This is a genomic window from Haladaptatus sp. ZSTT2 (genome assembly GCF_037081775.1).
Classification (GTDB): Archaea; Halobacteriota; Halobacteria; order Halobacteriales; family Halococcaceae; genus QDMS2.
The window spans coordinates 1,878,686-1,903,866 of the sequence record NZ_JBAMHQ010000001.1 but is presented as its reverse complement, the minus strand read 5'-3'; the positions used below and the strand labels follow the sequence as shown (position 1 = coordinate 1,903,866).

General features: G+C 61.2%; 31 protein-coding genes and 1 tRNA gene. 18 read left to right on the top strand and 14 right to left on the bottom strand.

Annotated elements, in window-relative coordinates; genetic code table 11:
- Positions 1–29: 29 nt before the first annotated feature.
- Positions 30–1,685, top strand: coding sequence for a winged helix-turn-helix transcriptional regulator (locus V5N13_RS10435; protein ID WP_336360711.1), 1,656 nt, complete (start codon positions 30–32; stop codon positions 1,683–1,685).
- On the opposite strand, the gene V5N13_RS10430 is transcribed toward V5N13_RS10435, so the two are convergent.
- The 3 genes from V5N13_RS10430 to V5N13_RS10420 all read right to left on the bottom strand — a co-directional run bounded on the left by V5N13_RS10430 (position 1,656) and on the right by V5N13_RS10420 (position 5,042).
- Complete coding sequence (locus tag V5N13_RS10430) at positions 1,656–2,624, bottom strand: LLM class flavin-dependent oxidoreductase (protein ID WP_336360710.1); 969 nt, start codon at positions 2,622–2,624, stop codon at positions 1,656–1,658. The two genes, V5N13_RS10435 and V5N13_RS10430, sit on opposite strands and share 30 nt — an antisense overlap.
- A gap of 62 nt (positions 2,625–2,686) precedes the next feature.
- A complete protein-coding gene (locus tag V5N13_RS10425; protein WP_336360709.1) occupies positions 2,687–4,450 on the bottom strand; it encodes a DUF7289 family protein in 1,764 nt (587 codons plus the stop codon).
- Between the two features lie 274 nt (positions 4,451–4,724).
- Positions 4,725–5,042, bottom strand: a complete 318-nt coding sequence (locus V5N13_RS10420; RefSeq protein ID WP_336360708.1) for a CHY zinc finger protein — start codon at positions 5,040–5,042, stop codon at positions 4,725–4,727.
- A gap of 77 nt (positions 5,043–5,119) precedes the next feature.
- Between V5N13_RS10420 and V5N13_RS10415 the strand changes: the two genes are divergently transcribed.
- Positions 5,120–6,373 (top strand): hypothetical protein, encoded by a 1,254-nt coding sequence (locus V5N13_RS10415; RefSeq protein ID WP_336360707.1) that lies wholly within the window; start codon positions 5,120–5,122, stop codon positions 6,371–6,373.
- 21 nt (positions 6,374–6,394) lie between these two features.
- Here V5N13_RS10415 and gvpO read toward each other — a convergent pair whose 3' ends face one another.
- On the bottom strand, positions 6,395–6,808 hold the full coding sequence (gene gvpO, locus V5N13_RS10410; protein ID WP_336360706.1) for a gas vesicle protein GvpO, halophile-type: 414 nt from the start codon (positions 6,806–6,808) through the stop codon (positions 6,395–6,397).
- Positions 6,809–7,063 (bottom strand): gas vesicle protein GvpA, encoded by a 255-nt coding sequence (gene gvpA / locus V5N13_RS10405; protein WP_332897853.1) that lies wholly within the window; start codon positions 7,061–7,063, stop codon positions 6,809–6,811. It abuts the gene before it with no gap.
- 151 nt (positions 7,064–7,214) lie between these two features.
- Between gvpA and V5N13_RS10400 the strand changes: the two genes are divergently transcribed.
- The 16 genes from V5N13_RS10400 (at position 7,215) to V5N13_RS10325 (ending at position 18,387) form a co-directional block, all read left to right on the top strand.
- Positions 7,215–7,859: a GvpL/GvpF family gas vesicle protein gene (locus V5N13_RS10400; protein ID WP_336360705.1), complete on the top strand. Its 645-nt coding sequence runs from the start codon at positions 7,215–7,217 to the stop codon at positions 7,857–7,859.
- Entirely contained in the window at positions 7,843–8,094 is a 252-nt protein-coding gene (gene gvpG, locus V5N13_RS10395; RefSeq protein ID WP_336360704.1) for a gas vesicle protein GvpG, read from the top strand. Before V5N13_RS10400 ends, gvpG begins: the two co-directional genes overlap by 17 nt.
- On the top strand, positions 8,094–8,837 hold the full coding sequence (locus V5N13_RS10390) for a hypothetical protein (protein ID WP_336360703.1): 744 nt from the start codon (positions 8,094–8,096) through the stop codon (positions 8,835–8,837). Before gvpG ends, V5N13_RS10390 begins: the two co-directional genes overlap by 1 nt.
- Positions 8,830–9,132, top strand: a complete 303-nt coding sequence (gvpJ, locus tag V5N13_RS10385) for a gas vesicle protein GvpJ (protein WP_442905069.1) — start codon at positions 8,830–8,832, stop codon at positions 9,130–9,132. Before V5N13_RS10390 ends, gvpJ begins: the two co-directional genes overlap by 8 nt.
- Entirely contained in the window at positions 9,119–9,424 is a 306-nt protein-coding gene (locus tag V5N13_RS10380) for a gas vesicle protein K (RefSeq protein WP_336360702.1), read from the top strand. The genes gvpJ and V5N13_RS10380 overlap by 14 nt, the downstream gene beginning before the upstream one ends.
- Positions 9,421–10,200 (top strand): gas vesicle protein GvpL, encoded by a 780-nt coding sequence (gene gvpL, locus V5N13_RS10375; protein ID WP_336360701.1) that lies wholly within the window; start codon positions 9,421–9,423, stop codon positions 10,198–10,200. The genes V5N13_RS10380 and gvpL overlap by 4 nt, the downstream gene beginning before the upstream one ends.
- Positions 10,197–10,439 (top strand): gas vesicle protein GvpM, encoded by a 243-nt coding sequence (gene gvpM / locus V5N13_RS10370; RefSeq protein WP_336360700.1) that lies wholly within the window; start codon positions 10,197–10,199, stop codon positions 10,437–10,439. The genes gvpL and gvpM overlap by 4 nt, the downstream gene beginning before the upstream one ends.
- A gap of 40 nt (positions 10,440–10,479) precedes the next feature.
- Positions 10,480–10,815 carry a hypothetical protein gene (locus V5N13_RS10365; RefSeq protein WP_332897846.1) on the top strand — a complete coding sequence of 112 codons (336 nt, stop codon included), beginning with the start codon at positions 10,480–10,482 and terminating at the stop codon, positions 10,813–10,815.
- A gap of 80 nt (positions 10,816–10,895) precedes the next feature.
- On the top strand, positions 10,896–11,639 hold the full coding sequence (locus tag V5N13_RS10360; protein WP_336360699.1) for a pirin family protein: 744 nt from the start codon (positions 10,896–10,898) through the stop codon (positions 11,637–11,639).
- A gap of 23 nt (positions 11,640–11,662) precedes the next feature.
- A complete protein-coding gene (locus V5N13_RS10355; RefSeq protein ID WP_336360698.1) occupies positions 11,663–12,274 on the top strand; it encodes a VOC family protein in 612 nt (203 codons plus the stop codon).
- 255 nt (positions 12,275–12,529) lie between these two features.
- On the top strand, positions 12,530–13,936 hold the full coding sequence (locus tag V5N13_RS10350) for an ABC transporter substrate-binding protein (protein ID WP_336360697.1): 1,407 nt from the start codon (positions 12,530–12,532) through the stop codon (positions 13,934–13,936).
- A 128-nt stretch (positions 13,937–14,064) separates the two neighbouring features.
- Positions 14,065–15,033, top strand: coding sequence for a branched-chain amino acid ABC transporter permease (locus V5N13_RS10345; protein WP_332897842.1), 969 nt, complete (start codon positions 14,065–14,067; stop codon positions 15,031–15,033).
- On the top strand, positions 15,030–16,211 hold the full coding sequence (locus V5N13_RS10340; protein ID WP_336360696.1) for a branched-chain amino acid ABC transporter permease: 1,182 nt from the start codon (positions 15,030–15,032) through the stop codon (positions 16,209–16,211). Before V5N13_RS10345 ends, V5N13_RS10340 begins: the two co-directional genes overlap by 4 nt.
- Positions 16,211–16,969 carry an ABC transporter ATP-binding protein gene (locus V5N13_RS10335; protein WP_336360695.1) on the top strand — a complete coding sequence of 253 codons (759 nt, stop codon included), beginning with the start codon at positions 16,211–16,213 and terminating at the stop codon, positions 16,967–16,969. Before V5N13_RS10340 ends, V5N13_RS10335 begins: the two co-directional genes overlap by 1 nt.
- Entirely contained in the window at positions 16,966–17,709 is a 744-nt protein-coding gene (locus V5N13_RS10330; protein WP_336360694.1) for an ABC transporter ATP-binding protein, read from the top strand. The genes V5N13_RS10335 and V5N13_RS10330 overlap by 4 nt, the downstream gene beginning before the upstream one ends.
- Before the next feature lie 3 nt (positions 17,710–17,712).
- Positions 17,713–18,387, top strand: coding sequence for a thioredoxin family protein (locus tag V5N13_RS10325; protein ID WP_336360693.1), 675 nt, complete (start codon positions 17,713–17,715; stop codon positions 18,385–18,387).
- 2 nt (positions 18,388–18,389) lie between these two features.
- On the opposite strand, the gene V5N13_RS10320 is transcribed toward V5N13_RS10325, so the two are convergent.
- The 9 genes from V5N13_RS10320 to gnd all read right to left on the bottom strand — a co-directional run bounded on the left by V5N13_RS10320 (position 18,390) and on the right by gnd (position 25,021).
- A complete protein-coding gene (locus tag V5N13_RS10320; protein ID WP_336360692.1) occupies positions 18,390–18,791 on the bottom strand; it encodes a universal stress protein in 402 nt (133 codons plus the stop codon).
- A gap of 220 nt (positions 18,792–19,011) precedes the next feature.
- Positions 19,012–19,084, bottom strand: a tRNA-Arg gene (locus V5N13_RS10315).
- Between the two features lie 41 nt (positions 19,085–19,125).
- Complete coding sequence (locus V5N13_RS10310; RefSeq protein ID WP_442905097.1) at positions 19,126–20,493, bottom strand: MATE family efflux transporter; 1,368 nt, start codon at positions 20,491–20,493, stop codon at positions 19,126–19,128.
- A 101-nt stretch (positions 20,494–20,594) separates the two neighbouring features.
- The gene (locus tag V5N13_RS10305; protein WP_336360690.1) at positions 20,595–21,176 is read right to left on the bottom strand and encodes a 2Fe-2S iron-sulfur cluster-binding protein; all 582 of its coding nucleotides are present in this window, start codon (positions 21,174–21,176) and stop codon (positions 20,595–20,597) included.
- 83 nt (positions 21,177–21,259) lie between these two features.
- Positions 21,260–21,517, bottom strand: coding sequence for a lipoyl domain-containing protein (locus tag V5N13_RS10300; protein WP_332897834.1), 258 nt, complete (start codon positions 21,515–21,517; stop codon positions 21,260–21,262).
- Complete coding sequence (locus V5N13_RS10295; RefSeq protein ID WP_336360689.1) at positions 21,514–22,527, bottom strand: alpha-ketoacid dehydrogenase subunit beta; 1,014 nt, start codon at positions 22,525–22,527, stop codon at positions 21,514–21,516. The genes V5N13_RS10300 and V5N13_RS10295 overlap by 4 nt, the downstream gene beginning before the upstream one ends.
- A complete protein-coding gene (locus V5N13_RS10290) occupies positions 22,527–23,540 on the bottom strand; it encodes a thiamine pyrophosphate-dependent dehydrogenase E1 component subunit alpha (protein ID WP_442905068.1) in 1,014 nt (337 codons plus the stop codon). Before V5N13_RS10290 ends, V5N13_RS10295 begins: the two co-directional genes overlap by 1 nt.
- Before the next feature lie 169 nt (positions 23,541–23,709).
- Positions 23,710–23,898, bottom strand: coding sequence for a hypothetical protein (locus tag V5N13_RS10285; protein ID WP_332897831.1), 189 nt, complete (start codon positions 23,896–23,898; stop codon positions 23,710–23,712).
- Positions 23,899–24,121: 223 nt separating this feature from the next.
- Complete coding sequence (gnd, locus tag V5N13_RS10280; RefSeq protein ID WP_336360687.1) at positions 24,122–25,021, bottom strand: phosphogluconate dehydrogenase (NAD(+)-dependent, decarboxylating); 900 nt, start codon at positions 25,019–25,021, stop codon at positions 24,122–24,124.
- Positions 25,022–25,181 lie beyond the last annotated feature (160 nt).

The following is a 25,181-nucleotide window of genomic DNA, read 5'->3' as shown; positions in this document are numbered from 1 at the left end:
ATCGACAGGTTGTGAAGGTATGCCCTAGCATGAAAGCGACTGACGACCGTGTCCGCGTGTGGGTACTTGGAACGATTTTGGTAGCGGTCGCGCTCGTTCTCTCACCGATGGCCGTCACCGCGCTCCCCGACGACCCACTTTCCGGGACAACGAACACGACTGACACCACGAATACGACGCTTGAGGCGAGCACGGAGACGCTGACTGACACACCGACCACGACGCTTGAAGCAAACACGGAAACGCTGACCTCGACAGCAACGCTTTCGACGACGCTCGATTCGACTGATTCGACCACCGAGACGACGACTTCCGCGACCACTTCGACGGACACGCTAACCGACGAGGTGTCGGCTCCGACGCCCACGCCGACCGAAACCGTCGATGGCGTCGAATCGACCGTCGAGGACACGGCGACCAATGTCGTCGAAGACGTGAGCGACGGAACGACCACCGAGAGCGTTGACACGGGAGACGCGACGAGCGAGTTAACCGCGACCACAGACACCCTCACCGACGGTTCGACTGACCCAGCCGACACGGTTGTGGAAACCGTTGAGTCGACCACCACCGCAACCGTCTCGGTGGAAACGGCATCGACCACCGACCTGACCGCGACCACTGAGACGACGGTCACGGAAACGGCGGTCACGACTGACACCGTCGCAAGCAACCCGACGAAAACGGTCACCGAAACCCTCGCCACCGATACGACCACGACGACCGAGGCGGTTGTCGAGGAGACGGACGGTGTGACGGAGGACACGACCGAGGACGAATCACCCACGCAAACGAACGACACCACGGCGTCTGTGGAGGCGAGTTCGAGCGAATCCGCCGACGTTGTGGCGGTGGCAAGTTCCGCATCCAGCGAAGAACGGAACGTGGCGGAGTCGGCGGAGACAACCGCAGCAGCCGACAACGCCACAGCACTCCTCCCGCCGTTTTCGACGGGTTCGTTGCCGGAACCCGTACCTGAGGAACCCGGCATCGCGCTCGGCGTGGGCGCGCTCGTCACCGCGGGCGCGGTGCGCTATGGGCCTGCCATCGACTGGTCGAGTTTCAGCCACGTTGCAACGCAGGCGTCACACTCTGCCATCACCAGCAGGCTGCATGCGGGCGTAGAGCGCGTGACGCGCATCATTGCGCCGTTTCGCTACAGCCGCTTTGACGACTCAGACCCGCTCGAACACGAGGGGCGCGACGCCGTCTATTCGGCCATCAGCGAGTCGCCCGGCATCTACCTCTCTGCGGTGGCCGACCGCGCCGACGTGCCGCTTTCGACGGCCCGCCACCACCTCCGGGTGCTCGAAGACGAGCAGCTGATTTCGGGCGCGAAAATACGGGGCAAGCGCCGGTTCTATGCTGCCCACACGGAGGGTCACGAACTCGCCGCGGCGCTCAACGACGAGGCGACGGCGGCCGTCTTAGACGCGCTCTCGCGGCTCGGCCCGTCCTCGGTGTCTGCACTCGCCGCCGACCTTGGACGCGACCCGAGTACGGTGACCCACCACCTCCAACGGCTCGAAGCCGACGACATCGTGGTGCGCGAACGCGAGGGCCGAGCGGTCGTCACCCGGCTCTCGCCCGAGGCGAACGCCGCCCTGCGCCCCGAACCAGAGCCAGCACCCTCCGCGCGCATCATGGCCGACGGCTCAGGCGTCGAGGAAGGTCTCGACCAGTAAGTCGAACTGCTGTTCGAGGTCGGCTGGCGTGTGGACGACCTGCCCGAGAATGACTTCGTCAAAGCCCATGGCTTCGACCGCATCGAGGTCGGCGTGGATGTCCGCAGGCGTGCCGGTCAGGCAGTAGCGTTTTGCGTAGTCGAAATCCCGGTCGCCCGCGAGATAGTCCTCGAACGCGGGTTTCTGTTCGCGGTGGGCTTCTTCGCGGTCGTCGGTGTCCACGACGTGGATGTACTGGAGCATCACCCGGCGCAGGGAGTCGGGGTCGACACCCTGTTCGCGGGCGTACTCGGAAATGATCTCCCACTCGGCTTCGAGTTTCTCAGGCTGCGTTGGCCGGGCAAGCCAGCCCCCACAGTCGAGAATCCGGTCGAGAATGGGGCGTGGAATGCGACGGTTACCGTCTTCGTCAACAATCGACGAGCCACCAGCGAGGAGCTTTGGTGGGGTGTCGAGCACGGGGTCGATGCGCACATTCTCGAACTCGTGAAAGCGCCCGGAGAAGGAGGCTTCGCCCTCGAACAGCCGGTTCAACACGGACACGGCTTCGCTCACACGCGGGCCGCGTTCGGTGCGCGGAACCCCCGTCACTTCGAACTCCTTTGGCACGTATCCGGCTCCAAGCCCGAGCGTGACCTGCCCCTCCGTGAGGTGCTGAATCGAGAGGGCTTGTGAGGCGATGTTCGCGGTGTGCCGAAGCGGCGCGATGAGAATGGACGTGCCTAGATTCGCAGATGGCGCGACTGCGGCGGCGTGTGACAGCGCAATCAGTGGGTCGAGCAGGCTCGTGTGGTAGGTATCTGGTTTGACGACGTGGTCGAGTACCCAGAGCCCGTGAAAGCCCGCGTCGGTCGCTTCGCGCGCCCACCAGCGAATCGTCTCCGCCGGGACGCGATACTCGCCGGTACAGTGGGTTGGCAGCATACTCCCAAGGTGCATACCTCGAAGTGGTGGGTGTGTGACTAAGTAGCTAGCCTTCGGGGAAGCGCATCTCGCGACAGTCAGTCGGATTCGGTGAGTTCGATTTCGTTCACCGAGAGGTGGATGTACCGGATTGGTGAGTGGCCCGTCGGTGGAATCGGGTCGGTCGGGAGCAACGCTTCATCGAAGTGGATAGACGATCCGGTGAGAAACTCCGTCTGACCGGCGACGATTGCGCCCTTGATGTCCGCGAAGTGTTCTATCGTCACGGAGCCAACACCGGCGTTACCGCCGTTTGGCGCGTAGATGACGCCCGTGAACTGGCCGTCGTAGAGAAGCATATCGGCGTCAGCAGGGGCGTAAATCCACAGCGAGTTCGCCCTGTCACCCGCTACGGTAACGGTCGCGTAGTTGAAAGTAAGTGCAGTCCCGTTGAACCAGACGCGAGCCGTCCCGTTTTCAGAGTTGATAACACGGAGTTCCGCGCCGTTGCTGACCGTCAAGCTGTTGTTCACGACGAGGTTGACGTCACCCTGGCTCAGGTCGAGGACGAGCACCTCGTCGGAGCCGTCTAAGGTGAGGTCATCGACGATGTAGTCGCCAGCCGAGAGAGTGACGGGGCCGCCACTGGCGTCTACGTTGGTACCCGAGAGTGCTGAGACATTTGCATTATCGTTGGTCGGCGCGATGGCACGCACTTTTGCATCGATAACACGGTCGATCGCAGCAACGTCCTCGAAGTAGACTGGCTGTTGTTTCATCCAGCCAGCAATCGTCCCTTTTTGCGTGACCAGCGAGCTGTAGGTCACGTTCCCAGAGATGTACATGCTGTTCGAGTTGGCGTTTAGCGAACCCCCTGCGATGAGGTCTCCGTTGATGTTGACCTGTCCTGTGGTGATTTCTACGTCTCCTGCCCCGATGACGTGCCCATTCGACCCAGCCGTCGCGGCATCGTAGGGGCCAACCCGCGAATCGTAGCTGTCGGTGAAGTCCGTCCCAGAGCTGGCCTTAATAATGACGTCGTCCGGTGAGGTCGAAAACAATCCACCTAGCACCCCCGGGTTCTGGAGTGGCGCAGCGAACTCGATCGAGGCAGTCTCGGCCGCCGAGTCGTACGTGACCGTTCCGTTGAACTCGCGTTCGAAATACGCGCCCCACGCGACGTAGTAGTCGCTCTGGATGGTCACTCGGACACGAGAGCCGGGTTTCAGGATAGCACCCTCATCTTGTGAGTGATACACCGATTGAGAGTGCACCGACTGCTCGGTGATGACGGCTTCAGTGTCGAGGGTCGTCTGTCCGCTGGTGACGATGATAGGAAGCGTCAACGTGTCGTCTTTGTAGTGGAATCGTGGTGCAGAGATCATCCGCGCTTGCCCGTCCCCATCGACGCGCCAGAGCCCACCGCCTTGTGCGGCGAGCGTGACGTTACCATTGCGATACACGACGTCGCCAAGCGGCTCGTTTACGAGCACCGTCTCGACCTCGTTCGATTCGTACGGGAAAACCTCGACGCGGATTGACCCGGCACCCTCGCGGACGTGCATCGTTCCCTCTTTGCCGTCGAGTCCGAGCGCCATCGTCTGGAGTTTCGTGTCGCCAAGTGCAACCTGTTCCATGCGGTTGTCGAGTTGCATGAGTGTGACCTCTGCTTTGCTCGTCTCTGCGGTGTTCGATGCCATTTCGAGGCCGGCCGAACCCACCGACGCGGTGAGTGCGACAGTCGTCATGACGAAAAAGAGCAACAGGACGACCCCAATCGTCTCGGCCTGTGCTCGCGTGGCTGTCCCCCAGTTGTTGTGTGGTGAGCCTCTCGGCTGTCCACTGTCCCCCCAGTGTCCCATTGTCTAACCCCCCAGTTAGCCCGTCCCCACAGGCTATCTTAGGTGAAAAGTGTACGTTTATTAGTATATACTTATCGTAAGAATGTTTGACAGTATTGAATGTATTAATTGCGTGTGTTTTTCTACAGATTATTACTACGGATGGTCTGGAAACGACCCATTACTACCACCGAATGATTTGTGATTATCGACACGGATTCGGGAAATCGTACCCACCAGCACCGTAAGTAGACACATTACTATCACATCTGCCACCTATCCAGAGTGGGCTCGCTCACCGCTCGAAGTAGCGGTTGTAGTGTTCCCGACACCCCGGATTAAACGCCGCCCCGCACGCCGGACACGCGTCGTCGGCGCCGAGATACGCCGTGACCGAGAGTTCTGTGTCACAGACGCCACACAGCACCGCAGGCTCGTCGAATCGGGCGCGCGGCCAGACGACGGCGTCGTGGTCAGCGACGGCTTCGTGACACTGGAAACACGGGTAGTAGGTCTCACAGCAGGCGAATTTGAGCGCGACCACGTCGCGGGCTGTGTCGTAGTGGGCACAGCGCGTCTCTGAGTCGACGCCGACGCCTCGAACCTCGGGCATTGGCGGGGGTTGGGGTGGTATCGGGTTGAACGTTCTGCCAGCTCAAGGTTCTTATCAGTGGTCGGTGAAACGAGGGTATGGCTAGCGCTTCGGGGTCGCTCTCTGAACCCTACGTGCTCGCACACACGAAGCGACGGCTGTTTCCAAAGTCTGAAGATTCGCAAGTGTATGCTGTCACTGACACACAGTTTTCGACGGGAACGTGGCTCGCAGACGAGCGCATTCGAGCAGACATCGTCGAAGAACTCGCGCCGTTCAACCACGTCAAGATTGGTAGTGGCTATCCGGACTTAGTCGGCGTCAGAACGCTCGAACCCGAACTGCTCGCTGTCGAGCGCTTCGGTGACGACCCGCCGCTCGTCGCCATCGAGGCAAAAGGCCACACAAGCAACGGACTAGTGGACACAGAGCGCGGCATCGTGCAGGCGTACAACCGCCTCGGGGAGGCGAACGCGGCGTATCTGGCCGCACCGGCAGACGCCATCACGCAAACCGATGCGACGCTCGCACGCGAGTTGAACGTGGGGATTTTGAGCGTCTCCCCGGACGGCGCAGTCGAACCGACTGTCGTCCCACGGCTCGTTGGTCACCGTGGCTCTGAAGCGACGGACGCAATCCGATTTCAGGCAAGCGCACAGGGCGTCGCCGACAAGTCCTTCGGGTTGAATCACCCGAAAAACTACCTCGGCTATGCGCTTGCTTTTGCGCTCGGGGAGAACCAACACGAGGTCGAGCAAACGCTCTCGCGGTACGTCGTCCGTGAGACGAACAGTGCCCGACGGGGAGCCCTATTTCTTGGCCTTGTAGACGACGACCTCGGTCGAGAGACCCTGACACCACTCGGTCACGAAGTGGTGCGATTTGCACAGGAGACCTGTGGCAGCGTGGAAGCGGCCCTCGAACGGTTCGAACACTGGAAAGGAACCCAGTCGCGCTTTTACACCGACGCCCCGCGCTGGGGGCAACTCGCCCGGCGCGTCGTGTTTGCCTACCCGGCGACCCAACTGCTTGTGACGGAACTCCAGCAGCTCCACGAATGGAACACGCCCGAGCCAACGCTCATCGACCTCGTGACGACGCTCTACGAACAACACCCAACGTTCACGGTTGAGTTGTTCATTCGGGGAACGGCTTCGGTTCGGTCTGCCGTGCTCAGCGAGGACGGTGAGTTAGTGAGGGAGGCACTCATGGACGGCAACGTGTATCACTCGCCAACCGTGTTCCAGTTGAAGGCGATGCTCTATCACGTTGGCCTGCTCGCAGAACGGGGGAAAGAACCGAACCGCCTCGACCCGGAAACTGACAGCTGGGCGCTCAGAACGCCGGTGTGAGCGAAATCCGGCGAGGGCGTTTCAGCTCTGGACGGCAGTATCAGACCGCCGGAACCGCCCGAGACGGCTGTAGCCTTCTATCTCGCCGCGCTCGCTGAGGAGCACCTCGTACTGGCCGAGGATGTCCTGGGTGTCCGGAACCGAGTGGCGTTCGACGACTTCGACGACCGCTCGCCACCCGTCGTCGCCAGTGGCCATGACCTCAGAGACGCCGTCTAAGTCGTGACCGATGAGGTCGGTTGCCGTCTCCGCGACGCGCGTGCGAACGTCGAGGATGGACAGGTCGCCATCGAGCGACGGGTCGTCTGCTGCGTCCTCGTCGATGGTCGGGTCGTCTTCGTCGTGCTGGTAGCAAAACGACCCGTCGGTCGCCTCCCGGTCACAACGCGCGCCGTCTTCGGTGAGCGCGCGACATTGGTCTACGTCGGTGCTCATTTAGTTCGTTGCCGTGAGTTCGAACTCCTGGATGTCCTCCAGGTCACCGGATTGGGTTACTTGCTCTAGCCTGCTCATCTCGGCTGCGTACTTGAGGAACGTGTCCACGGAGGCGGCGACGACGCGTGCTTCGACGGTGAGCAGTTCGATCCCGACGACCGAGAGGCGGGCGAACACGTCGATGACGACGCCCTTGTCGAGGATGCGGTCGAGTACGTCTGCGAGACTGGAGGTGTCTGGTTGGGAACCTGCCATTGCCTGTGTCCGTCTCTCGTGGACCCCTTTATTCGTTGAGGCCGACGGGTAAAATTTCCAGACTGTTTGGCCGTCACAATTAGAAGGCGGTGTGGCAAATGGCTATGAGAACAATGAACCGTCATACCGACCAGCGGCGGGCACAGAGACGATGACGAGCAATTACTACGTCTACGGCGTCGTCGGAAAGACGACGGTAGACGTTGCCGTTGCCGGGGTAGAGGGGGCGACCGATATCTACACGGTCGACTATCCACCGTTCTCAGCGATCGTCTCCGACATCGACACCGAAGAGCCGGAAGAAACCGACGAGAACGCTCGGGCACACGACGACGTGTTGCAGGCCGTAATGCAGCTAGACGGCGGCACGACGGTCGTTCCGATGCGGTTTGGAATGGTGTTCGACTCCGCACGCGGGGTGAAGAACATCCTACGTGGCGGGCGCAGAGCCTTCACCAAGGCGCTGCGTGACACCGAGGGGAAGGTGGAACTCGGAGTGAAACTCGTGGCAAAACAGGACGCAGACGTGGACACCGAGGCCGTCCACGATGACGTGACCCCGCGGCTTGCCCCCGTGGCAGAACAGGCCGCAGACGGCGACCACTTCAGCGACCTCCTCGTGTTGAACAAGTCATATCTCGTCGCCCGCGAGAACCGCGACGCCTTCGACGCCGTGGTTGAGGAACTCGAAGCCGAGTACCCCGACCTGCGGGTGCAGTACACGGGGCCGTGGGCACCGTACAACTTCGTAGACATCGAAATCAGCGGGGAACGGAGCAATGTTACTGGTCGATGACCTCCTGGTTCGTCCGCTGGTCTCCATCCTCAACGCCATCCACACCGTCGCGCTCACCGAGCTGTACGACACCGACGCCATCCGCGACCAGCTCAAAGAAGCGCGGTTGCTCTACGAACTCGGCGACCTCTCGCATGCGGCGTACGAAGCGAGAAAAGCAGAACTCGAAGCCGAACTGGAGCGGGCAAAACGCGCCCACGAACGCCTCGGCGGGCGCGTGGAGGTGAAACAATAATGGACACTGACCTTGGTGACACACTCGACACGGCAAAAGAGACCGCAGAAGACGTCGCAGAGACGGTCACAGACACGGCTTCAGACCACGCACCCGAGGAGGTAGAACGCCTCCAAGAAGCAGGAGACGAAGCAACCTCGATGGTCGATGAAATCAACGTGACCCAATTGGCACAGGCCATCACCATCTCCGAGGTACCTGACGCCCTCGACGATGCCGACCTGAACGACGTGATTACCGAACGCGACGTGGCGGACGTGCTCGACATAGACGACGTGCCGGAGGCCGTCGATGCCGAGGCGGCGAAAAACGCGATGGACGTGCGCGGTGCGTGGCGACACGCCCGCCGAATGGTCGCGGCGCTCAAAGGCGACGACGAGCGGGACGTGGAGACGCCCGATGTGAGCGACGAAGCCGTAGACGAGCCCGAAGATTTAGACCAGTTCAGCCAACTTGCGGTCCAGAAGAAGGCGAGCGAGGCCGTCGACGAGTTCCGCGACGAGTTATTGAAGGCGAGAGCGCGGCTGAAAGAACTTCACGACACGAACAAAGAGCGGACGACGCCGGATTCGCGCCAGCCGTCATCGCGGAGTCCAACTGCCGTATCGACGGTGCCGTCTCGGAACTCCGGGACGGTGCCGGGGCTTCGCGGCTCGACGGTTCCCGAAGAAACGAAGTACTCCACCGCGCCGAACCGTCCGCGCATCTACGGGAGTCGCTTCGAGGAGGAAGATGATGGATAGCGCCCGGCCCTCCCGCCAGCAAGGCGACCTCGCGGACATGGTCGAGCTGCTGCTCGACAAGGGCGTCGTCATCAACGCCGACATCGCGGTGTCGGTCGGCGACACGGAACTGCTCGACATCCGTATCCGCGCGGCCATCGCCTCCTTCGAAACGGCCGCCCAGTACGGCCTCGAATTCCCGAGCGGCACGGACATGGAACGGGTGGCGGAAGCCTCCGGGCGAGCCCCACTCGACACAGACACCATCGACGCGACGGCAATGACCGCCGAAGGAGACGCCGATGACGACGATTGAGGTGGACGGCGCGGACAACGGCCTCGTCACGCTCGTCGCCGCCGTCGCGGACGTGTTGCTCGAAGTGATGGAGCGCGAAGCAATCCGCCGAATGGAGTCTGAAACGCTCTCAGATGAGGAAATCGAACGCCTCGGGAGACGGCTTGCCACGCTCGAAGCCGAGTTGGAGCGGTTCAAACGCGACGAGGGAATCGAGGACGACGTGACCCGGTTGCGCGGCGACCTGAACGGCCTCATCGAGCACGCCCTCGAACTGCCTGACGACGCCGTCGGACTGGGGGGAACGAGATGAGTGACGAGCGCCGCTACGTGTTCTGTGTGGTCTCGCTCGCAGACGGCCCCGTGAGCTACCGGACGGTCGGCCTCGATGGAACCGACGCGTACCTCGTCTGTGACGGTGACCTCGGCGCGCTCGTCCAGCCACAAGACACGGCGTTCGAGTCGACCGAGAAGACTGATGTTCAGCGGTTGCTCGTCGACCACCTCGCCATCGTAGACGAGATTGGCGAGGCGTTCGGGACGCCGCTGCCGTTTCGCTTCAACACCGTGTTCGAGGGTGGTGACGACGCAGTGCGGGCGTGGCTTCGTGAGTCGCGCGACGAACTTGCGACCCAACTCGACCGCCTCAATGGTCACTGGGAGTATCGGGTCGAAGTCGTCTGGGCCGACGACCGCCCGGCCAAAAATGAGACCGACTACCGCCTCAACGAACTCGAAGCAATCCTCGAAGATGCCCCACCCGGAAAGCGATTTCTCGTCGAAAAGCAGTACGAACAACGCGTGTCCGAACTCGCCCGCGAGCGGAAGGCCGCAGAGCAGGACGCGCTCGAATCGCGGGTGGAGCCACACGCGAAAGCCGTCAAAGCGCTCGGTGAGCAGTCGGTGAAACTGGGCGGAGGGAGAGAGGACGGCGAAGTCGTCGCGCGAATCTCCGCGCTCGCCACCGAGGCGGGTGCCGAAGCGATAGGCGACAAACTGGACGAGGTGGCCACAGAGGAGGGCGTTGAAGTCAGATACACCGGGCCGTGGCCGCCGTACACCCACGTCGCAGAGGGCGTTCTCGAATGAAGCCAAGCAAAGGTGAGGAAGACGCGTTCGTGGATTTTGTCGACGTGATTCTCCGCGAAGGAGCCGTCGTGCAGGCAGATGTCGTACTCTCGGTGGCTGACGTGCCGCTCGTCGGCATCAAACTCTCTGCGGCGCTCGCGGGGATGAAAGCGATGACCGACTACGGCATGTTCGAGGACTGGGACGAGCGGATTCGCGTTGGTGGGGAGACGGACGATACAGAACGCGCCATTGAGTGAGAAGTTCACTTAGAAGTGGTCGCGCCCCGTATCTCGCGTCGTGACCGAGCACGTAGACGACACGCCGACGATTACCTGCTCGCGGTGTGACCGCGAGTGGAGCCTTTCCTACGAACTCGACGACCTCGGGGTGGGCAACCAGTCGTTCGAGCAGTTCGCCTTAGACCACATGCGCCACACCGGCCACTTCCCCGACGAAGTGACGCCGTGGATAGCCGATTGCCAGCAGTGTCCCGACGGCGAGCACTTCTTGTCTGAAAGTCCGGCGCGTCGATGGGCAGAGACGCACGTCCGCCACACGCGCCACGACGTCGTCCTCGAACACGCAGGTGACGACCCCATTTGCGTCGGGGCTGACGGCGACGACACCTACTGACTTCGGTGTTACTACCGGCCTTAAGAGCCTGTCTCGTGTAGGAATAGGCAAATCGTGTCATCACGACACGAGGATAGGCCATGACCTCGAACGACCCACTCGCGCCGCAGGAGACGCCCCACTCGGCGACGGACATTACGCATCCGGGCGGCATGCGCGGCAACCGCGTCATGCCAACGGCCCGGCTCCAGCACGCAGACCCGTTCGTCGTGTTCGAGCGATTTTACATCGAGCCAACGCAGGGATTTTCGACCCACCCACACCGCGGGTTCGAAATCGTCTCTTACATGCTCGCGGGCGGGATGCGTCACGACGATTCCCTTGGCGAGTCACATACCGCCCGCGAAGGCGACGCGATGCGAATTACGACCGGGAGTGGCATCCAGCACTCGGAGCTGCCCGCAGACGGTGCGGCGTGCAACGGCCTGCAACTCTGGGTGAACCTCCCGCGCGAGAAGAAGGGACTCGACCCGTCGTATCAGGACGCGACGGCCGCCGAGTTGCCAGTTGAGGAAGTGGAGGGCGCAACCGTCACGACCGTCGTCGGCGCGGGGTCACCGATTACCCTCGAAGCCGACGTCGAGTACCGCGACGTGACGATTTCAGCGGAGTGGAATTGGCGCGTCCCCGACGGCTGGTGCGGCGTGTGCTACGCCATCGCCGGAGCCGGACGCGTAGACGGCCACGACTTCGCCGCGGGCGAGTACGTGCGTCGAGACGGTGGCACGACGACGCTTTCGAGCGACGGCGACCTCCGCGTCGCGGCCATTTCAGGAAAGCCACACGGCGAATCCATCCGCCAACGCGGCCCGTTCGTCGATTGAGAGTACCCGATACAACCAACACCATGAGCAACGAGATACCCGTCACCGACGACCTGCCAGACAGCCCAATTCACACCACCGGTACCGACCACATGACCATCTGGGGGAGCAACGAGGAGGATACGGTCGCGTTCTACCGCGACCTGCTTGGCATGCCACTCGTGCTCCGCCAGCCGAATCTTGACGACCCCTCCCAAACACACCTGTTTTTCGACACGGGCGACGGCCGCATCATCACGTTCTTCGTGAGCGACGACCGGGAGTCGAACCCGTACGGCCAGCGCGGGGCCGTTGGCTCGGTGCACCACCTCTGTTTCCGCATCGCGCCCGACCGCTTCGAGGAGATGATCGAGGCCATCGATGACGACGGCCGGAGCTACAACATCTTCGACCGCGGCATCTTCTTCTCGCTGTACACCCACGACAACAACGGCCTCGTCATCGAGCTCTCGACCGACAAGTACGACATCCCCGACGACCGCCGGGGCGAGGTACTCGCGAAGGTGCAAGCGCTTCGGGAGGCTGATGGGTCAGATTTCGCCGAGGATAAGCACATGAAGGCAGCGTTAGAGGAGTTGGGGATGGACGCGACGGCGCACGAGTTGCCCGATGCGCCGACTGGGACAGGGGTCTAGTCGCGAAAAAATCCGTCGTGTCACTGGAGGTCGGTGGCAGATGACAAAGGATAGCAACGTTCAGTCGGGTGGGAGAGAAACGCCATATTTTGTCGCGACACACCCCAGAATGATATTATACCATTATATTCCAATAGAATATAACTATTGGTAAATATTATCATATTAAGGATACCGCACACATATTATAGGTGTTAACATCAAATAAGATGAGAGATACAAAACGATTATTAATGATGTCTCCACGGGTACAATATGGCACGAGATAACACACCACTCAATCGACGAGATTTGTTGAAGGCGACCGGTGCAGTTGGCACTGCGGGATTAGTTGGACTCGCTGGTTGTACGGGCGGCGGCAATGATGGTGGAGACGGCGGTGATGGCGGCGATGGCGGCAGTGGCGGAGACGGCGGCAGTGGCGGTGATGGCGGAGACTACCCCCCACTCGGGAACTTCCCCATCGAAGGAGACACGGCAATTTTCGGGTTCAACGTCCCACAGTCCGGGCCGTACGCCTCTGAGGGTGAAGACGAACTGCGAGCGTACAAACTCGCGGTAAAGCACCTGAACGAGGGAGGTGGATGGGTCGATTCCCAGTTCGACGACCTCTCGGGCGACGGCGTTCTCGGGTACACCATCGACCACGTAGACGGTGATACGGCTACCGACGCAGACCAAGCACGACAGTCCGCGTCCGGGATGATTCAGCGTGACAACGCAGTCATGATCTCGGGCGGGTCGTCCTCCGCGGTGGCAATCGCCGTCCAAGGGCTATGTCAGAACGAGAAGGTCATGTTCATGGCGTGTCTGACCCACTCGAACGACACCACCGGAAAAGATTGTGTGCGCTACTCATTCCGTGAGATGTTCAACGCGTACATGACCGGGCAGGCACTGGCACCAGTGGTAAAGGAGGCATACGGAAGCGACCTCTCCTTCTATCAGCTATACGCCGACTATAGTTGGGGGCAGACCCAGCAAGCCTCGATGAACAAGTTCATGACCGAAATCGCAGGCTGGGAACAGACCGAATCGGTTGCGACGCCACTGGGTACCACAGACTACTCGACGTACCTCTCAGAAGCACAGAACTCCGGTGCGGACGTCCTCATCCTCAACCACTACGGGCTTGATGGCGCAAACTCCGTCCAGCAGGCTATCGACGCGGGTATTGACGAGAATATGGAGATTCTCGTTCCGCTGTACAACCGCCCGATGGCCGAGGCAGCAGGTGGCGCAATCGAAGGCGTCTACGGAACAGTCGCGTGGGACTCACAAATCGACAATACCCCATCGAAGGAGTTCACCGAAGCGTTCAACGCAGAGTACGACCGGACGCCGTCCGGGCCCGCACAGCTTGCGTACGCCCAGACGCTCCAGTACGCTGCGGCCGTCGAGCGGGCAGGCACCTTCTACCCGCCAGAGGTCATCAAGCAATTGGAGGATTACGAATACGACAACATCGGGATGGGAGCAGAGACCATGCGTGGGTGCGACCACCAGTCCCAGCGTGACGTCCCAGTCGTGAAAGGGCTTCCAGCCGCAGACCAGCAGTCAGGCAAATACTTCGAAATTGTCAACATCACGAGTCGTGACGATCTCGGGTATGCCTGTGATGCAGGTCCGGCCGCCGAGTGTGAGCTCGGTTCGTACGAATAAGGCCGTCCTGCAACTACCGTTATCTTAATGAAAGTAAAATTCCAGATGTCCACCGCCGAGTGCATGAGTACATTTACCACACACATGAAAGAATTCGATTCGAACAACAGAAATCGGAGTCCGAGGGTATGAGTGTCCTGTCAGACATCATCGTCATCCTCCTCAACGGGCTTCAGCAGGGAGCCATCTACGTCCTTCTCGCCGTTGGTCTTTCCATCATCCTAGGGACGCTCAAGTTTGTCAACTTCGCCCACGGTGCCCTCTATCTCGTCGGGACGTACGCAGGTCTCTTTGTCGCCCTCAGTGTCCCCCTTTCGAGCGGCAAACTACAGGAGTGGGGATTTTCTACGTTTGGACTGGGTTGGGGATTCTTAGCCGCGCTGTTACTGGTCCCACTCGTCGTCTTCGTCGTCGGGTTGGCGATGGAGCGCTACCTCGCGCGGTCGTTTTACGACCGCCCTGACACGGACCAGATTCTCGTCACATTTGGGCTCGCAATCGTCGTCCAAGAACTGTTCCGAACCCTCTTTGGAAGTAACAGCCTCCCGTTTACCCAACCAGAGCGAATCCTCGAGTTCGGATCCTTCGCCGGGATTCCCGTCTCTGGCCCAGTCGCCCTGCCTATCGTGGGTAACTTCCCACAGTGGCGGCTGTGGGTCATCGGAATCACCGCCATTCTCGTGGCGCTTGTCTACCTCATGGTCGAGTACACTGACTTCGGCCTCGTCGTCCGCGCCGGGACGCGCGACGCGGAGATGGTCCGACTCCTCGGCATCAAGATTACGCGACCCTACATCGTCGTGTTCGGCATCGGTGCCGCACTCGCCGGCGTCGCGGGTGTCGTTGGTGGTCCCCTGAACGTCGTCAACCCAACCATCGGGACGAACATTTTGGTGCCGGCGTTTCTCACCGTCGTCATCGGCGGCGTTGGGAGCATCGCCGGTGCCGTAGTTGGTGGCATCGTCTTCGGCCTCACCACGGCCGCACTGGTGTCGCTGGCACCGGCGTGGTCGCAGGTCGGGCTGTATGCAATCGCGGCCATCGTCCTGCTCGTTCGCCCACAGGGAATCCTCGGTGACGAGGAGGTGGCTCCGTGAGCCAAAAAGAAACAAACCGGAGCGCAAGCAGTGACGGCGGAACCGTCTTCGGAAGTAGCGTTATCGCCCGCTGGGAACACCTTCGCGGACAGGAGGGAACCGTAGTCGCACTGACTGCCATCTTCGTGGCCTTATTCCCGTGGCTGTTCGCCCGTGCACCGGTCGTCGCAGACTTCCTGCAAGGCTATCAGGACCTCGCGACACTCATCCTCATCTGGGGCATCTTCGCCATCGGCTTTGACCTCCTGCTTGGCTACACCGGCCTGCTCTCGTTTGGCCACGCGGCCTTCTGGGGTGGGTCAGCGTACGCCGCTGGCATCATCGCCAAGAACGTCATCGCAGATCCACTCGTGATGGTGCTCACCGGGACTGCCTTCGCGGTGGTCCTCGCGTGGGTGCTTGGCTTCCTCTCGCTTCGGCGCGGTGGAATTTACTTCTCGATTCTGACGCTCGCGTTCGCACAGATGTTCTACTACATGGCCGCCTCCCCGCTGGCATTCCTGACCAACGGTGAGAACGGACTGACCGGCGTTCACGTCGACAGCCTCCTCGGAGTGGTCAATCTCGAAGCCGACCTACCATCCATCGCGGGAACGCTCTTGGGAACGGGATTCTACGCCTTCGTTGGCGTGTTCTTCGTCGCCGCCGTCGCCATCGCATTCCGCATCCTGAACTCGCCATACGGGATGGTGTTTCGGGCGATTCGTGAGAACGAATCGCGCGCCGAGTTCGTTGGCCTCAACGTCTGGCGATACAAACTGATGGCGTTCATCATCTCTGGAGCGTTCGCTGGCGTCGCGGGGAGTCTGTTCGCGATTCACGGGGCGTACGTCCCGCTCGAGTCGCTGTTCTGGACGCAGTCGGGTGAAATCGTCATCATGACCGTCCTTGGCGGTGCAGGGTCGATGTTCGGCCCTATTCTTGGTGTCGGTGTATATCTCTACATCGAGAACATCGTCAGCACGCTCCAGGCACTGACGCTTCCGGGAACGAGCATCGTGCTCATCGAGGATTTCGGATTCTACTGGCACCTCTTGCTCGGAACCGTGTTCGTCGTGGTCGTCTGGCTCGCCCCTGACGGTCTCTGGGGAATCCTCGGGTCTATCCGTCGATTCATCGCCCAGCAACTGAGACGGCTCGTCGTGTTCGTCACCGAGCGGCTCGGAGGTGCGAACTGATGGCGCTGTTAGAGACCGAGAACCTCGTCAAAGAGTTCGGCGGACTCGTCGCCACCGACGACGTGAACCTGACCGTCGAACAAGACGAGCGCGTCTCCATCATCGGCCCAAACGGGGCCGGGAAGTCGACGCTCATCAATCTCATCACGCGACGTCTTGAGCCGACGAGTGGCGACATCCGTTTCAAAGGAGAGTCTATCCTCGGCCTCAAGCCCCACGAGGTGGTCCAGCGGGGCGTCTCGAAGTCGTTCCAGACCGCCGCTATCTTCCCCGACCTCACGGTCCAAGAGAACGCGGAGATTGCGGCACTGGCCGCAGAACGCGGCGCGTTTGGCTTCGGATTCCTGACCCACCGCGACAGCCTCACCGACGTCCGCGACCTCGCCCACGACACCCTCGAATCGGTCGGCTTACGGGAGCGCTCACAGACCATTGCAGCCGACCTGCCGTACGGTGACAAACGGCGACTGGAGATTGGTATCGCACTCGCGAGTGGGCCAGACCTGCTCTTGATGGACGAACCCACCGCGGGGATGTCCCCCGAGGAGACGAAAGCGACGGTCGAACTCATCGAACAGGTCAAACGCGACCACGGCCTCACGTTCGTCCTCGTCGAACACGACATGGAGATCGTCTTTAGTATCTCAGACCGCATCATCGTGCTCAGTCGCGGGGGGATCATCGCAGAAGGAACACCCGACGAGATTCGGGGCAACGAAGACGTCCAAGAAGCCTACCTCGGAGGAGTCGAGCTATGAGTCTCTTAGAAATCGAGTCGATAAACGCGTACTACGGAGAGAGCCACATCATCCGTGACCTCTCGATGAACGTAGAGGAAGGCGAAATCTGTACCCTGCTCGGTCGCAACGGTGCTGGAAAAACGACGACGCTTCGGTGTATCGCTGGAGCGACACCGCCTGCGGTCCGTGCGGGCCATATCCGATTCAAAGGAAACGACATCACCGGCACTGCCACAGAAGACGTCTCGGTGCAAGGTATCTCGCTCGTCCCCGAAGAGCGCCGCATCTTCCCGAACCTCACGGTAGCGGAGAATCTTCACCTTGCAGAGGTCGTCAACAACAGGTCGAACACCTTCGGCCGGTCGCTGTCGTTCGGTCATACGGGGATGAGCACAGAGGAGGTGTACGCCCAGTTCCCCCGATTGGACGAACGCAAAAGCCAGCGGGCTGGAACGCTCTCGGGCGGCGAACAGCAGATGCTCGCGATTGCTCGTGCTCTGAAACAGAACACCGATTTGATGCTCCTCGACGAACCCTACGAGGGGCTCGCGCCGAAGATTATCGAGGACGTAGAGAACGCGGTCAAACGCATCAGTGACGAGGGGACGACCATCCTCCTCGTCGAGCAGAACGCTGCCGCGGCCATCAAGCTGGCAGACCGCGCCTACGTTATCGACCAGGGAGGCATCGTGTTCGACGGCACGGCCGACGAACTGCGCGACGACACCGAAACACGCGAACGCTACCTCGGGGTGTGACCGATGGCGGCAACCCAGCCGGACCTCGAAACGGCGCTCGACACGCTCATCGCTGCCGGTGCAGTGGACGAAGCGTCGGACGGCACGCTAACCACGACCGAACCGTTCGAGAAGGTGTTGGCGCTGTACCACGACGTGTACGGAGCGGTTTCCACCGAGGAGTTCCACACCACCGTAGCAGAGCTGTTCGGTATCGACGAGAACGTCGTTGAGCAACGAATCGACGACCTCGACATCACCCGCGCCGACGTGGTCGCCTACCTCGCTGCCCAGTCGTTTCTTGAGGTGCCGGTCGGCCAGCAACTGCTCGCGGTCATGGCCGAGCTACTCGTCGAAATCACGCCGTCATCGCCGGTTCCAGACGAACTCACCGAACTCGATGATGGCTCGTATGAGTCGTTCCTCGAAACAAACCCCGACGCGGTGATTACTGTCTGGCGACGGTTCTGTGACCCGTGTGATGCGATGAAAGCAGACCTAGACGATATCCTCAAGCGAATTCCCGATGGCGTCGCCGTCGCGGGTGTTGACGGCGAGGCCACCGACAGTTTCTGTCGGACGTTTGCTGTCGATTCGGCACCGACAGTGCTCTGTTTCGCTGCTGGGGAACTGGTCGAAAACACGTCTGGACGACAGTCGGCCGCCGAAATCGGACACCTTCTCGACCGCATCTACTAGCGTTACTCGTTTTTCGGAACACCCGTCACCATGACCGGTCGTCCAGCATTCAAAATGACCGACTGCGTGACGCTCCCGAACAGCGCCTTCCCCGCCGGAGAGCGTTTGCGCCCGCCGATGACGATGAGGTCTGCGTCCTCGTCGTTTGCGAACTCGATGATAACGGTGGCCGGGTCGCCCGACGCTTCGTTGACAGTGTATTCGATATCCTGCGCTTCGAGCCACTCTCCCGCCTCTCGAATCGAATGCAACTGCGTCGCTGACGCTCCGCTCGGGTTGTCAACGAAACTGTGGACAAGGGTGACTTCCTTCTCTGCAGCCTTGCCTGGCAACTTCCCGACTTCTTCGACACATGCGAGCGCGTGTGCGGCATCGTCATCGACACCAATTACCACATGGTACATACTAACACGACCTCGTGATGGGGCTTAGTAGTTGTGCCACACGAACGCAATCGTCTGCACATGCGGTCGCAGAATGCAGCTCTCTTTTTGACGGGTTTGGATTCAGCCGCCGCACTCCGCTCGTTGTATAAGATTCAAAAACGGATCCGACGGGACCGAGCAAAACCGAAGGTTTTGCGACGGTCGTCAGGGGAGTGAGATTTTGCGCAGCAAAATCAAACGGACCCGACGGGATTTGAACCCGCGACATCTTGGTCCGGAACCAAGGACTCTGTCCACTGAGCTACGGGCCCTCACAATTGAGTTCCGGACAAGAAGGTAAAACCGTTGTGAGTCAGTCTTCGCCGTCGGCCATGGCCGGGCCGGGCTGGTCGATGACCGACTGTTTCCACGTCCCGCGGGTGAACCATGCGGCGGCGGTGATTGCGCCGACGATGTTGCCGAGGGCCATCCCCCACCAGATGCCGGTTGGGCCCATGCCTTCGACGAAGGCGAGGTAGTACACCGTCGGGACGCGGCCAATCCAGAGGGCGAGCATGGAGAAGACGAGTGCCGTCTTCGTGTTGCCCGCGCCGCGGTAGGCTCCGAGGAGGACTTGGAGGACGCCGATGAAGGCGAACTCCACCGAGCGAATCCGGAGGTACTCGCTGCCGAGACGGATGGTTGCTGCGGCGTCGGCCGTGCCGGTGTCGAGGAACACGCCGACGATGGGTTCGGGGAACAGGGCGGCGATGACGGCAACGCCGAGCATGACGCCTGCGCCGACGACGGCGGCGAGTTTGACGGCGCGCTCTGCGCGGGCGGTTTGCTTTGCGCCGAGGTTCTGGCCGACCATCGTGTTGGTCGCCCGTCCGAGGCCCATTGCGGGGAGGAACACGAGCGAGATGAGGCGGTTGCCGAGGCCGTAGGCGGCGACGACGGGCGGGGCGAACGTCACGACCATAGCGGTGAGCGTAATCATCGCCAGTGCGCTCGCGGACTGTTCGAGCGCGCTCGGGACGCCGATGGAGACGATTTTGCGGATGATGTCGAGTTCAGGGTTCAGATCCGAGAGGCGCACGTCCGGGCCCGAAGTCGTCATGAACAGCACGTAGAAGCCGAGGCCGGTGGCGATGGCTCTGGAGACGAGCGTGGCGAGGGCCGCGCCTTCGATGCCGAGGGCGGGGAAGCCAATCCAGCCGAAGATGAAGATGGGGTCTAACACGACGTTGAGCGCGACGCTGATGGCCATGATGCGCATCGGCGTGCGGGTGTTGCCGTAGCCGCGCATCAGCGCGGAGAAGACAAAAAAGCCGAACAGAAACGGCGTTCCGAGGAAGAACACGCGCATGTAGGCTGCGGCGAGCGGGACGACTTCGAGAGCCGTCTCAGGGTCGCTCGGGAGGAGGCCAAGCATCGGCTTGGTGGCGAAAAAGCCGAGCGCGCCAAGGACGATGGCGAGCAGCGTGACGAACGACATCGTCTGGCCCGCGACTTTCCCTGCAGAGCCTTCGCTCTTTGCGCCGGTGTACTGGGCAACGAGCGTGCTCCCGGCGACGGTGAACCCGCCACCGACCGAAAGCAGGAGGAAAATGAGCGGAAACGCGAGGCTCATCGCGCCGACGGCGGCGGCCGAAAGGCGGCCGAGCCAGATGGTGTCGGCGATGTTGTAGGCGACCTGGAGGAGCTGCGTGATGACGATTGGCAACGCCAAACGGAACATCGGCCGGGCCAGTCCCCCCTCAGTTATCGAACTCTGGGTTTGGCCACTACTCACTATTGTTATCCAATTGAAGGAAAGATATCAGCGCTCTGGTTCGGCCGCTATGGCGTCTCGCCGGTTTCGAGCGTGAACGGCTTCTTCGGGTAGGCAACACAGGTCAGCATGTAGCCCTTGCCGAGTTCCTCTTCGCCCAGCATCTGCTGGTTGTCGTGGACGACGAAGTCCTCTGCGTTCTCGCCGGAGGCGACCTTCCCCGCACAGGAGATACACTGGCCCTGACGGCAGGCGTAGGGGAGGTCCCAGCCTTCGTCTTCGCCCGCGTCGAGGATTGTCTCGTTGTTTGCGACTTCAATCGTTTTCCCTTCTTTTGCGAACTCGATTTCGAAGTACTCGACTTCGTCTTCAGGGATGTCGGCCGGGCTCGAAGACCCAGCGGATTCGCCGCCTTCTTCGAGTTCGCCGCCAGCTTCGCCCCCAGCGACTGCGCCGACGGCGCCGCCGCCACCAATCGAGCGGTTCATCGGTTCGGGGAAATCCGTTTCTGCGACGGACGCGGCGCGCCGTTCGAGGACTTGGTCGGTGATGTCCTCTGGAAGCGACTTGGCCGTTCCCGTCGAATAGTGCAAGGCAACCGCGACGAGCGTTAACAGCACCCCGAGCGCGACACCCAGTACTTCAACCATGGTCGGCGGTACGGAAGCCTAGTTTAACAGCATTTTGATTAGGGCGGACGGTTCGGGGGCAAAAATTGGAATTCGGAGGTCGATTACGGTTCGATGCGCGCGAGCGAATCCCCCCGGCGGAACTCCTCGTTCTCACCGACGAGGCGCTCTGCGAGGGTTCCCGACTGGGGCGCAGGTACGTCGACGCTCACCTTCTCGATTTGAATCTCGCAGATGGTGTCACCCGCTTCGACGGTCGCGCCCTCACGGACGAACCAGTTCGAGACGACGCCTTCGTCTACGTCCATCGCGTCCGCTGGCCACACCGCCGCCGAATCGACGAGGACCGCAGCGTCGCTCATTGGGTGTCGCGGATGGCGTCTGCGATTTGCTTCGCGCTCGGGTTGAGAGCGGTTTCGAGCGGCCGGGCGTACGGAATTGGCACGTCCGGGATGGCGAGTCTGCGAACCTCCTCTAAGTCGTCTAAGGCGTGTTCTGCGACCCGTGCGACGACCTCGCCGGTGAGGCCAAAGGAGCGGTAATCTTCGTCCACGACGATGAGCCGTCCCGTCTTGCGCACCGAGTCCACCACCGTCTTGGTGTCGAACGGCACGAGCGTCCGGAGGTCAATAATCTCCGTCTCGATACCCTCGTCTGCGAGTTCGCGGGCGGCCTCACAGGCACGGTGGACGTGGAGTCCGAGGGTGACGACGGTCGCGTCTGCCCCTTCGCGCTTGATGTCGGCTTGCCCGAACGGAATCGTGTACGGCTCTTCTGGGACGGTGTTCTTCGGCCCCTCGGGCGACGGCATCCAGCCGAGGCCCATGAGCCGCTTGTGAAACATGAATACGACCGGGTCGTCGTCCCGAATCGCGCTGTGCATCAGCCCCTTCGCGTCGTACGCATTCGAGGGCACGACGACCTTCATGCCCGGCAGGTGGGCGAAGGTGCCGTACAGCGTCTGAGAGTGCTGGCCAGCGTCAGAGTACGTCCCGCCAACGGCAGTCATGAGCACCATCGGGACGCTCACCGCCCCGCCGCTCATGTACGTGTTCTTCGCCATCTGGTTGTATATTTGGTCCATCGCGACGCCGAAGAAGTCGACGAACATGAGTTCGGCAATCGGGCGCATCCCGGCTTGGGCCGCGCCGACGGCCGCGCCGATGAACGCCGTTTCGCTGATGGGTACGTCCATCACGCGGTCACGGCCGAACTCATCGAGCAGGCCCGTCGTGGAGCTGAAGATGCCGCCGTAGTCGGCGATGTCTTCGCCCATGACGAACACTTCTTCGTTGGCCTCCATCTCCTGTTTGATGGCCTCGACCATCGCGCGACTCATCGTCAGTTCGCGTTCTGCGACTTGTTGGGTCATTAGTCATCACCCTCCTGTGCGGCGGCCATGTTCGCCGCCTCGACCCACTCCTCCGGTGGGTTGTGGAACACGTCTTCGAGCGCCTCGTGTGGCTCCGGTTCCGGTTGTTCTTTCGCCCACGCGATTGCCTCGTCGACGCGCTCGTGGGCCTTCGTGCGAATCTCGTCGAGTTCCGATTGGTCGACGCCCTCGTTCAACAGGTCTTGTTCGAGGCGCGGAATCGGGTCGAGTTTCTTGATGCGCTCCAGTTCATCGTCAGGCCGGTAGGCTTCGGCGTCGCCCATGAAGTGACCCATGTGGCGGTGTACCTGCACCTCAAGCAAGGTTGGGCCGTTTCCGTTGCGGGCGCGGCTGACGGCCTTTTTCGCGGCTTCGTACACCGCAATCGCGTCGTTCGAGTCAACGCGCTCGCCGGGCATGCCGTGGCCCTTCGCGCGCATCGAACCGTCTTTGACGTCCGTAACGCGGTCTTTGGGCATGCTGATGGCCCAGTCGTTGTCCTCAATGACGAAGACGACCGGGAGCTGCTGGACCTGCGCGAGATTCAGCGATTCGAAGAAGCCGCCTTGGTCGATGGCTCCCTCACCGAGGAACGCGACGGCCACGGAATCGAGTCCGCGCTTTTTCGCGGCCATCGCCGCACCGACGGCGGTCGGACAGCCTTGCGCAATAATGCCACTGCAGGCGAAGTTGACGCTCGGGTCGAACAGGTGCATGTGCCCGCCTTTACCCCGACAGAGGCCCGTTTCGCGGCCAAAAATCTCCGCTGTCATCTTCTTTAAGTCGACGCCTTTGGCGATGGCGATGTGGTGGGGCCGGTGTGGGCCGGTTACCGTGTCGTCATCGCGCAGGTGTTGACAGACCCCCGCACCCGAGGCCTCGTGACCGGCCGCGAGATGCAACTCCCCCGGAATCGGCCCGGCGGAGATGTCGAACGCCGGTTGTTTCCCCTCCAGATACTCCTCCTGAAGGCGCTCTTCATAGTAACGCGCAGTTACCATGTTGTCGTACATTTGCTGTAATTCGGTAACGCTTGGCATGAGTTCCCCTCACATACAACATTTGCCGAGAGGGAAATTAAACGTTCACGTCTGTAGACAGTACTGACTCAGGGGTGTGAACGTCCAGAAAATTGGGGATACGGGGGGATTGGGGTAGGGGAGTTGCGTGTGTACGTGGGGATTAGCACATAGACCGGAGGTCTTCTACGAAGTGGTCGCGGTCGATTCGAATCCACTCTGTGTTTCCGAGCACCCGGAGTTTGTCTACGGTCAGTTCAACGTACTCGCCGCGGTATGCGACGTCTAGCGTGCTGTTCTCGTACTCCAGGTCCACCGCACGGGGGATCCCGTCTTGGTTGGCCTGCATCATTTGCTGTTCAGGAGTAGGGGGTACTTAACGTAGCGAAACCGGCGAATAACGCAAAAAATGATTATATTCCCAGATATTGATGGTATGTCTACCCATGTCATGAAACACGTCGCGTTGATCGAAAATCGAAACGCTAGCAATGCGGACGTTCAGAAAATCGCGAGAGAATTTGTGGGCATTTTTCCAGATTTTACTCTAGAACCTGTCACGAAAGTCGCCGAATTTAGTCGTTCTTGCGCGCGACCTCGTGACGACCAAAGCCGTAGCGAAGCCGGTTGGCCAGCCGCCGCGCGAAACGCTCCTCGGTGCGGCTCTCGAAGCGCTCTGCGAGCGACTGGTAGATGAGCGGGACGGGCACTTCCTGTTCTAAGGCTTCCTGTACCGTCCACGTCCCCGTCGAACCACCCGCGACGTAGTCTGCGACGTCGCCCAAGTCGTTGCCCTCCTCTGCGAAGGCTTCCTCACAGAGTTCAAGGAGCCACGACCGGATGACCGCGCCGTTGTTCCACGTCCGGGCGACAGCCTCTAAATCGAGGTCGTAGCGGCCGTTTGCGAGCAGGTCGAAGCCCTCGCCGTAGGCCTGCATGAGCACGTACTCGACGCCGTTGTGCACCATCTTCACGTAGTGGCCGGAGCCTGCAGGCCCCATACGGTCGTGGCCTGCGGGGCCGGTTGCGACGGCGTCAAACACCGGCGTCAGTTCGTCGTAGGCCCACTCGAGGCCGCCAATCATGAGCGAGAAGCCGAGTTCTGCGCCCGCGGGGCCACCGGAGGTGCCACAGTCGAGGTACGCAGCAGGACACTCCTCGGCGCGGCGCGTCGATTCCTTGAAAAAGGAGTTCCCGCCGTCTACGACGATGTCGTCGTCGGTGAGCGACGGGTTGAGTTCTGCGAGCGTGGCGTCCACCGCGTCGCCCGCGGGCACCATGAGCCAGATGCGCTTTTGGTCGCCGAGTTGTGTGAGGAAGTTGTCGAGCGTGGCCGCAGGCTGTGCGCCGGCTTCCGCGGCCGTGGCGACGGCCTCTTCGTCAAGGTCGAAGGCGACCACGTCGTGGCCCGCTGCGAGCACGCGAGAGACGACGATTTGCCCCATTCTGCCGAGTCCGATGACGCCGAGTTGCATATTGCACCCTCCGTGGACGCAAAGTAAGGGGTTGTGGTTCGCCGTGGGGGAGATACGGGAACCTTTATCAAAATACGGGCAATCTCTCGGGGTATGAGCGTGATGTCGTCGGTAGTACGCTACTAGCGCGAATGCTCGCGCACGATTCCTTAGCCGACGG

What these genes read in the sequence shown, in the direction of transcription:
- V5N13_RS10435 (WP_336360711.1), top strand. Translation starts at nt 30, where the DNA reads ATGAAAGCGACTGACGACCGTGTCCGCGTGTGGGTACTTGGAACGATT.
- V5N13_RS10430 (WP_336360710.1), bottom strand. Translation starts at nt 2,624, where the DNA reads ATGCACCTTGGGAGTATGCTGCCAACCCACTGTACCGGCGAGTATCGC.
- V5N13_RS10425 (WP_336360709.1), bottom strand. Translation starts at nt 4,450, where the DNA reads ATGGGACACTGGGGGGACAGTGGACAGCCGAGAGGCTCACCACACAAC.
- V5N13_RS10420 (WP_336360708.1), bottom strand. Translation starts at nt 5,042, where the DNA reads ATGCCCGAGGTTCGAGGCGTCGGCGTCGACTCAGAGACGCGCTGTGCC.
- V5N13_RS10415 (WP_336360707.1), top strand. Translation starts at nt 5,120, where the DNA reads ATGGCTAGCGCTTCGGGGTCGCTCTCTGAACCCTACGTGCTCGCACAC.
- gvpO (WP_336360706.1), bottom strand. Translation starts at nt 6,808, where the DNA reads ATGAGCACCGACGTAGACCAATGTCGCGCGCTCACCGAAGACGGCGCG.
- gvpA (WP_332897853.1), bottom strand. Translation starts at nt 7,063, where the DNA reads ATGGCAGGTTCCCAACCAGACACCTCCAGTCTCGCAGACGTACTCGAC.
- V5N13_RS10400 (WP_336360705.1), top strand. Translation starts at nt 7,215, where the DNA reads ATGACGAGCAATTACTACGTCTACGGCGTCGTCGGAAAGACGACGGTA.
- gvpG (WP_336360704.1), top strand. Translation starts at nt 7,843, where the DNA reads ATGTTACTGGTCGATGACCTCCTGGTTCGTCCGCTGGTCTCCATCCTC.
- V5N13_RS10390 (WP_336360703.1), top strand. Translation starts at nt 8,094, where the DNA reads ATGGACACTGACCTTGGTGACACACTCGACACGGCAAAAGAGACCGCA.
- gvpJ (WP_442905069.1), top strand. Translation starts at nt 8,830, where the DNA reads ATGGATAGCGCCCGGCCCTCCCGCCAGCAAGGCGACCTCGCGGACATG.
- V5N13_RS10380 (WP_336360702.1), top strand. Translation starts at nt 9,119, where the DNA reads ATGACGACGATTGAGGTGGACGGCGCGGACAACGGCCTCGTCACGCTC.
- gvpL (WP_336360701.1), top strand. Translation starts at nt 9,421, where the DNA reads ATGAGTGACGAGCGCCGCTACGTGTTCTGTGTGGTCTCGCTCGCAGAC.
- gvpM (WP_336360700.1), top strand. Translation starts at nt 10,197, where the DNA reads ATGAAGCCAAGCAAAGGTGAGGAAGACGCGTTCGTGGATTTTGTCGAC.
- V5N13_RS10360 (WP_336360699.1), top strand. Translation starts at nt 10,896, where the DNA reads ATGACCTCGAACGACCCACTCGCGCCGCAGGAGACGCCCCACTCGGCG.
- V5N13_RS10355 (WP_336360698.1), top strand. Translation starts at nt 11,663, where the DNA reads ATGAGCAACGAGATACCCGTCACCGACGACCTGCCAGACAGCCCAATT.
- V5N13_RS10350 (WP_336360697.1), top strand. Translation starts at nt 12,530, where the DNA reads ATGGCACGAGATAACACACCACTCAATCGACGAGATTTGTTGAAGGCG.
- V5N13_RS10345 (WP_332897842.1), top strand. Translation starts at nt 14,065, where the DNA reads ATGAGTGTCCTGTCAGACATCATCGTCATCCTCCTCAACGGGCTTCAG.
- V5N13_RS10335 (WP_336360695.1), top strand. Translation starts at nt 16,211, where the DNA reads ATGGCGCTGTTAGAGACCGAGAACCTCGTCAAAGAGTTCGGCGGACTC.
- V5N13_RS10330 (WP_336360694.1), top strand. Translation starts at nt 16,966, where the DNA reads ATGAGTCTCTTAGAAATCGAGTCGATAAACGCGTACTACGGAGAGAGC.
- V5N13_RS10325 (WP_336360693.1), top strand. Translation starts at nt 17,713, where the DNA reads ATGGCGGCAACCCAGCCGGACCTCGAAACGGCGCTCGACACGCTCATC.
- V5N13_RS10320 (WP_336360692.1), bottom strand. Translation starts at nt 18,791, where the DNA reads ATGTACCATGTGGTAATTGGTGTCGATGACGATGCCGCACACGCGCTC.
- V5N13_RS10310 (WP_442905097.1), bottom strand. Translation starts at nt 20,493, where the DNA reads ATGTTCCGTTTGGCGTTGCCAATCGTCATCACGCAGCTCCTCCAGGTC.
- V5N13_RS10305 (WP_336360690.1), bottom strand. Translation starts at nt 21,176, where the DNA reads ATGGTTGAAGTACTGGGTGTCGCGCTCGGGGTGCTGTTAACGCTCGTC.
- V5N13_RS10300 (WP_332897834.1), bottom strand. Translation starts at nt 21,517, where the DNA reads ATGAGCGACGCTGCGGTCCTCGTCGATTCGGCGGCGGTGTGGCCAGCG.
- V5N13_RS10295 (WP_336360689.1), bottom strand. Translation starts at nt 22,527, where the DNA reads ATGACCCAACAAGTCGCAGAACGCGAACTGACGATGAGTCGCGCGATG.
- V5N13_RS10290 (WP_442905068.1), bottom strand. Translation starts at nt 23,540, where the DNA reads ATGTACGACAACATGGTAACTGCGCGTTACTATGAAGAGCGCCTTCAG.
- V5N13_RS10285 (WP_332897831.1), bottom strand. Translation starts at nt 23,898, where the DNA reads ATGATGCAGGCCAACCAAGACGGGATCCCCCGTGCGGTGGACCTGGAG.
- gnd (WP_336360687.1), bottom strand. Translation starts at nt 25,021, where the DNA reads ATGCAACTCGGCGTCATCGGACTCGGCAGAATGGGGCAAATCGTCGTC.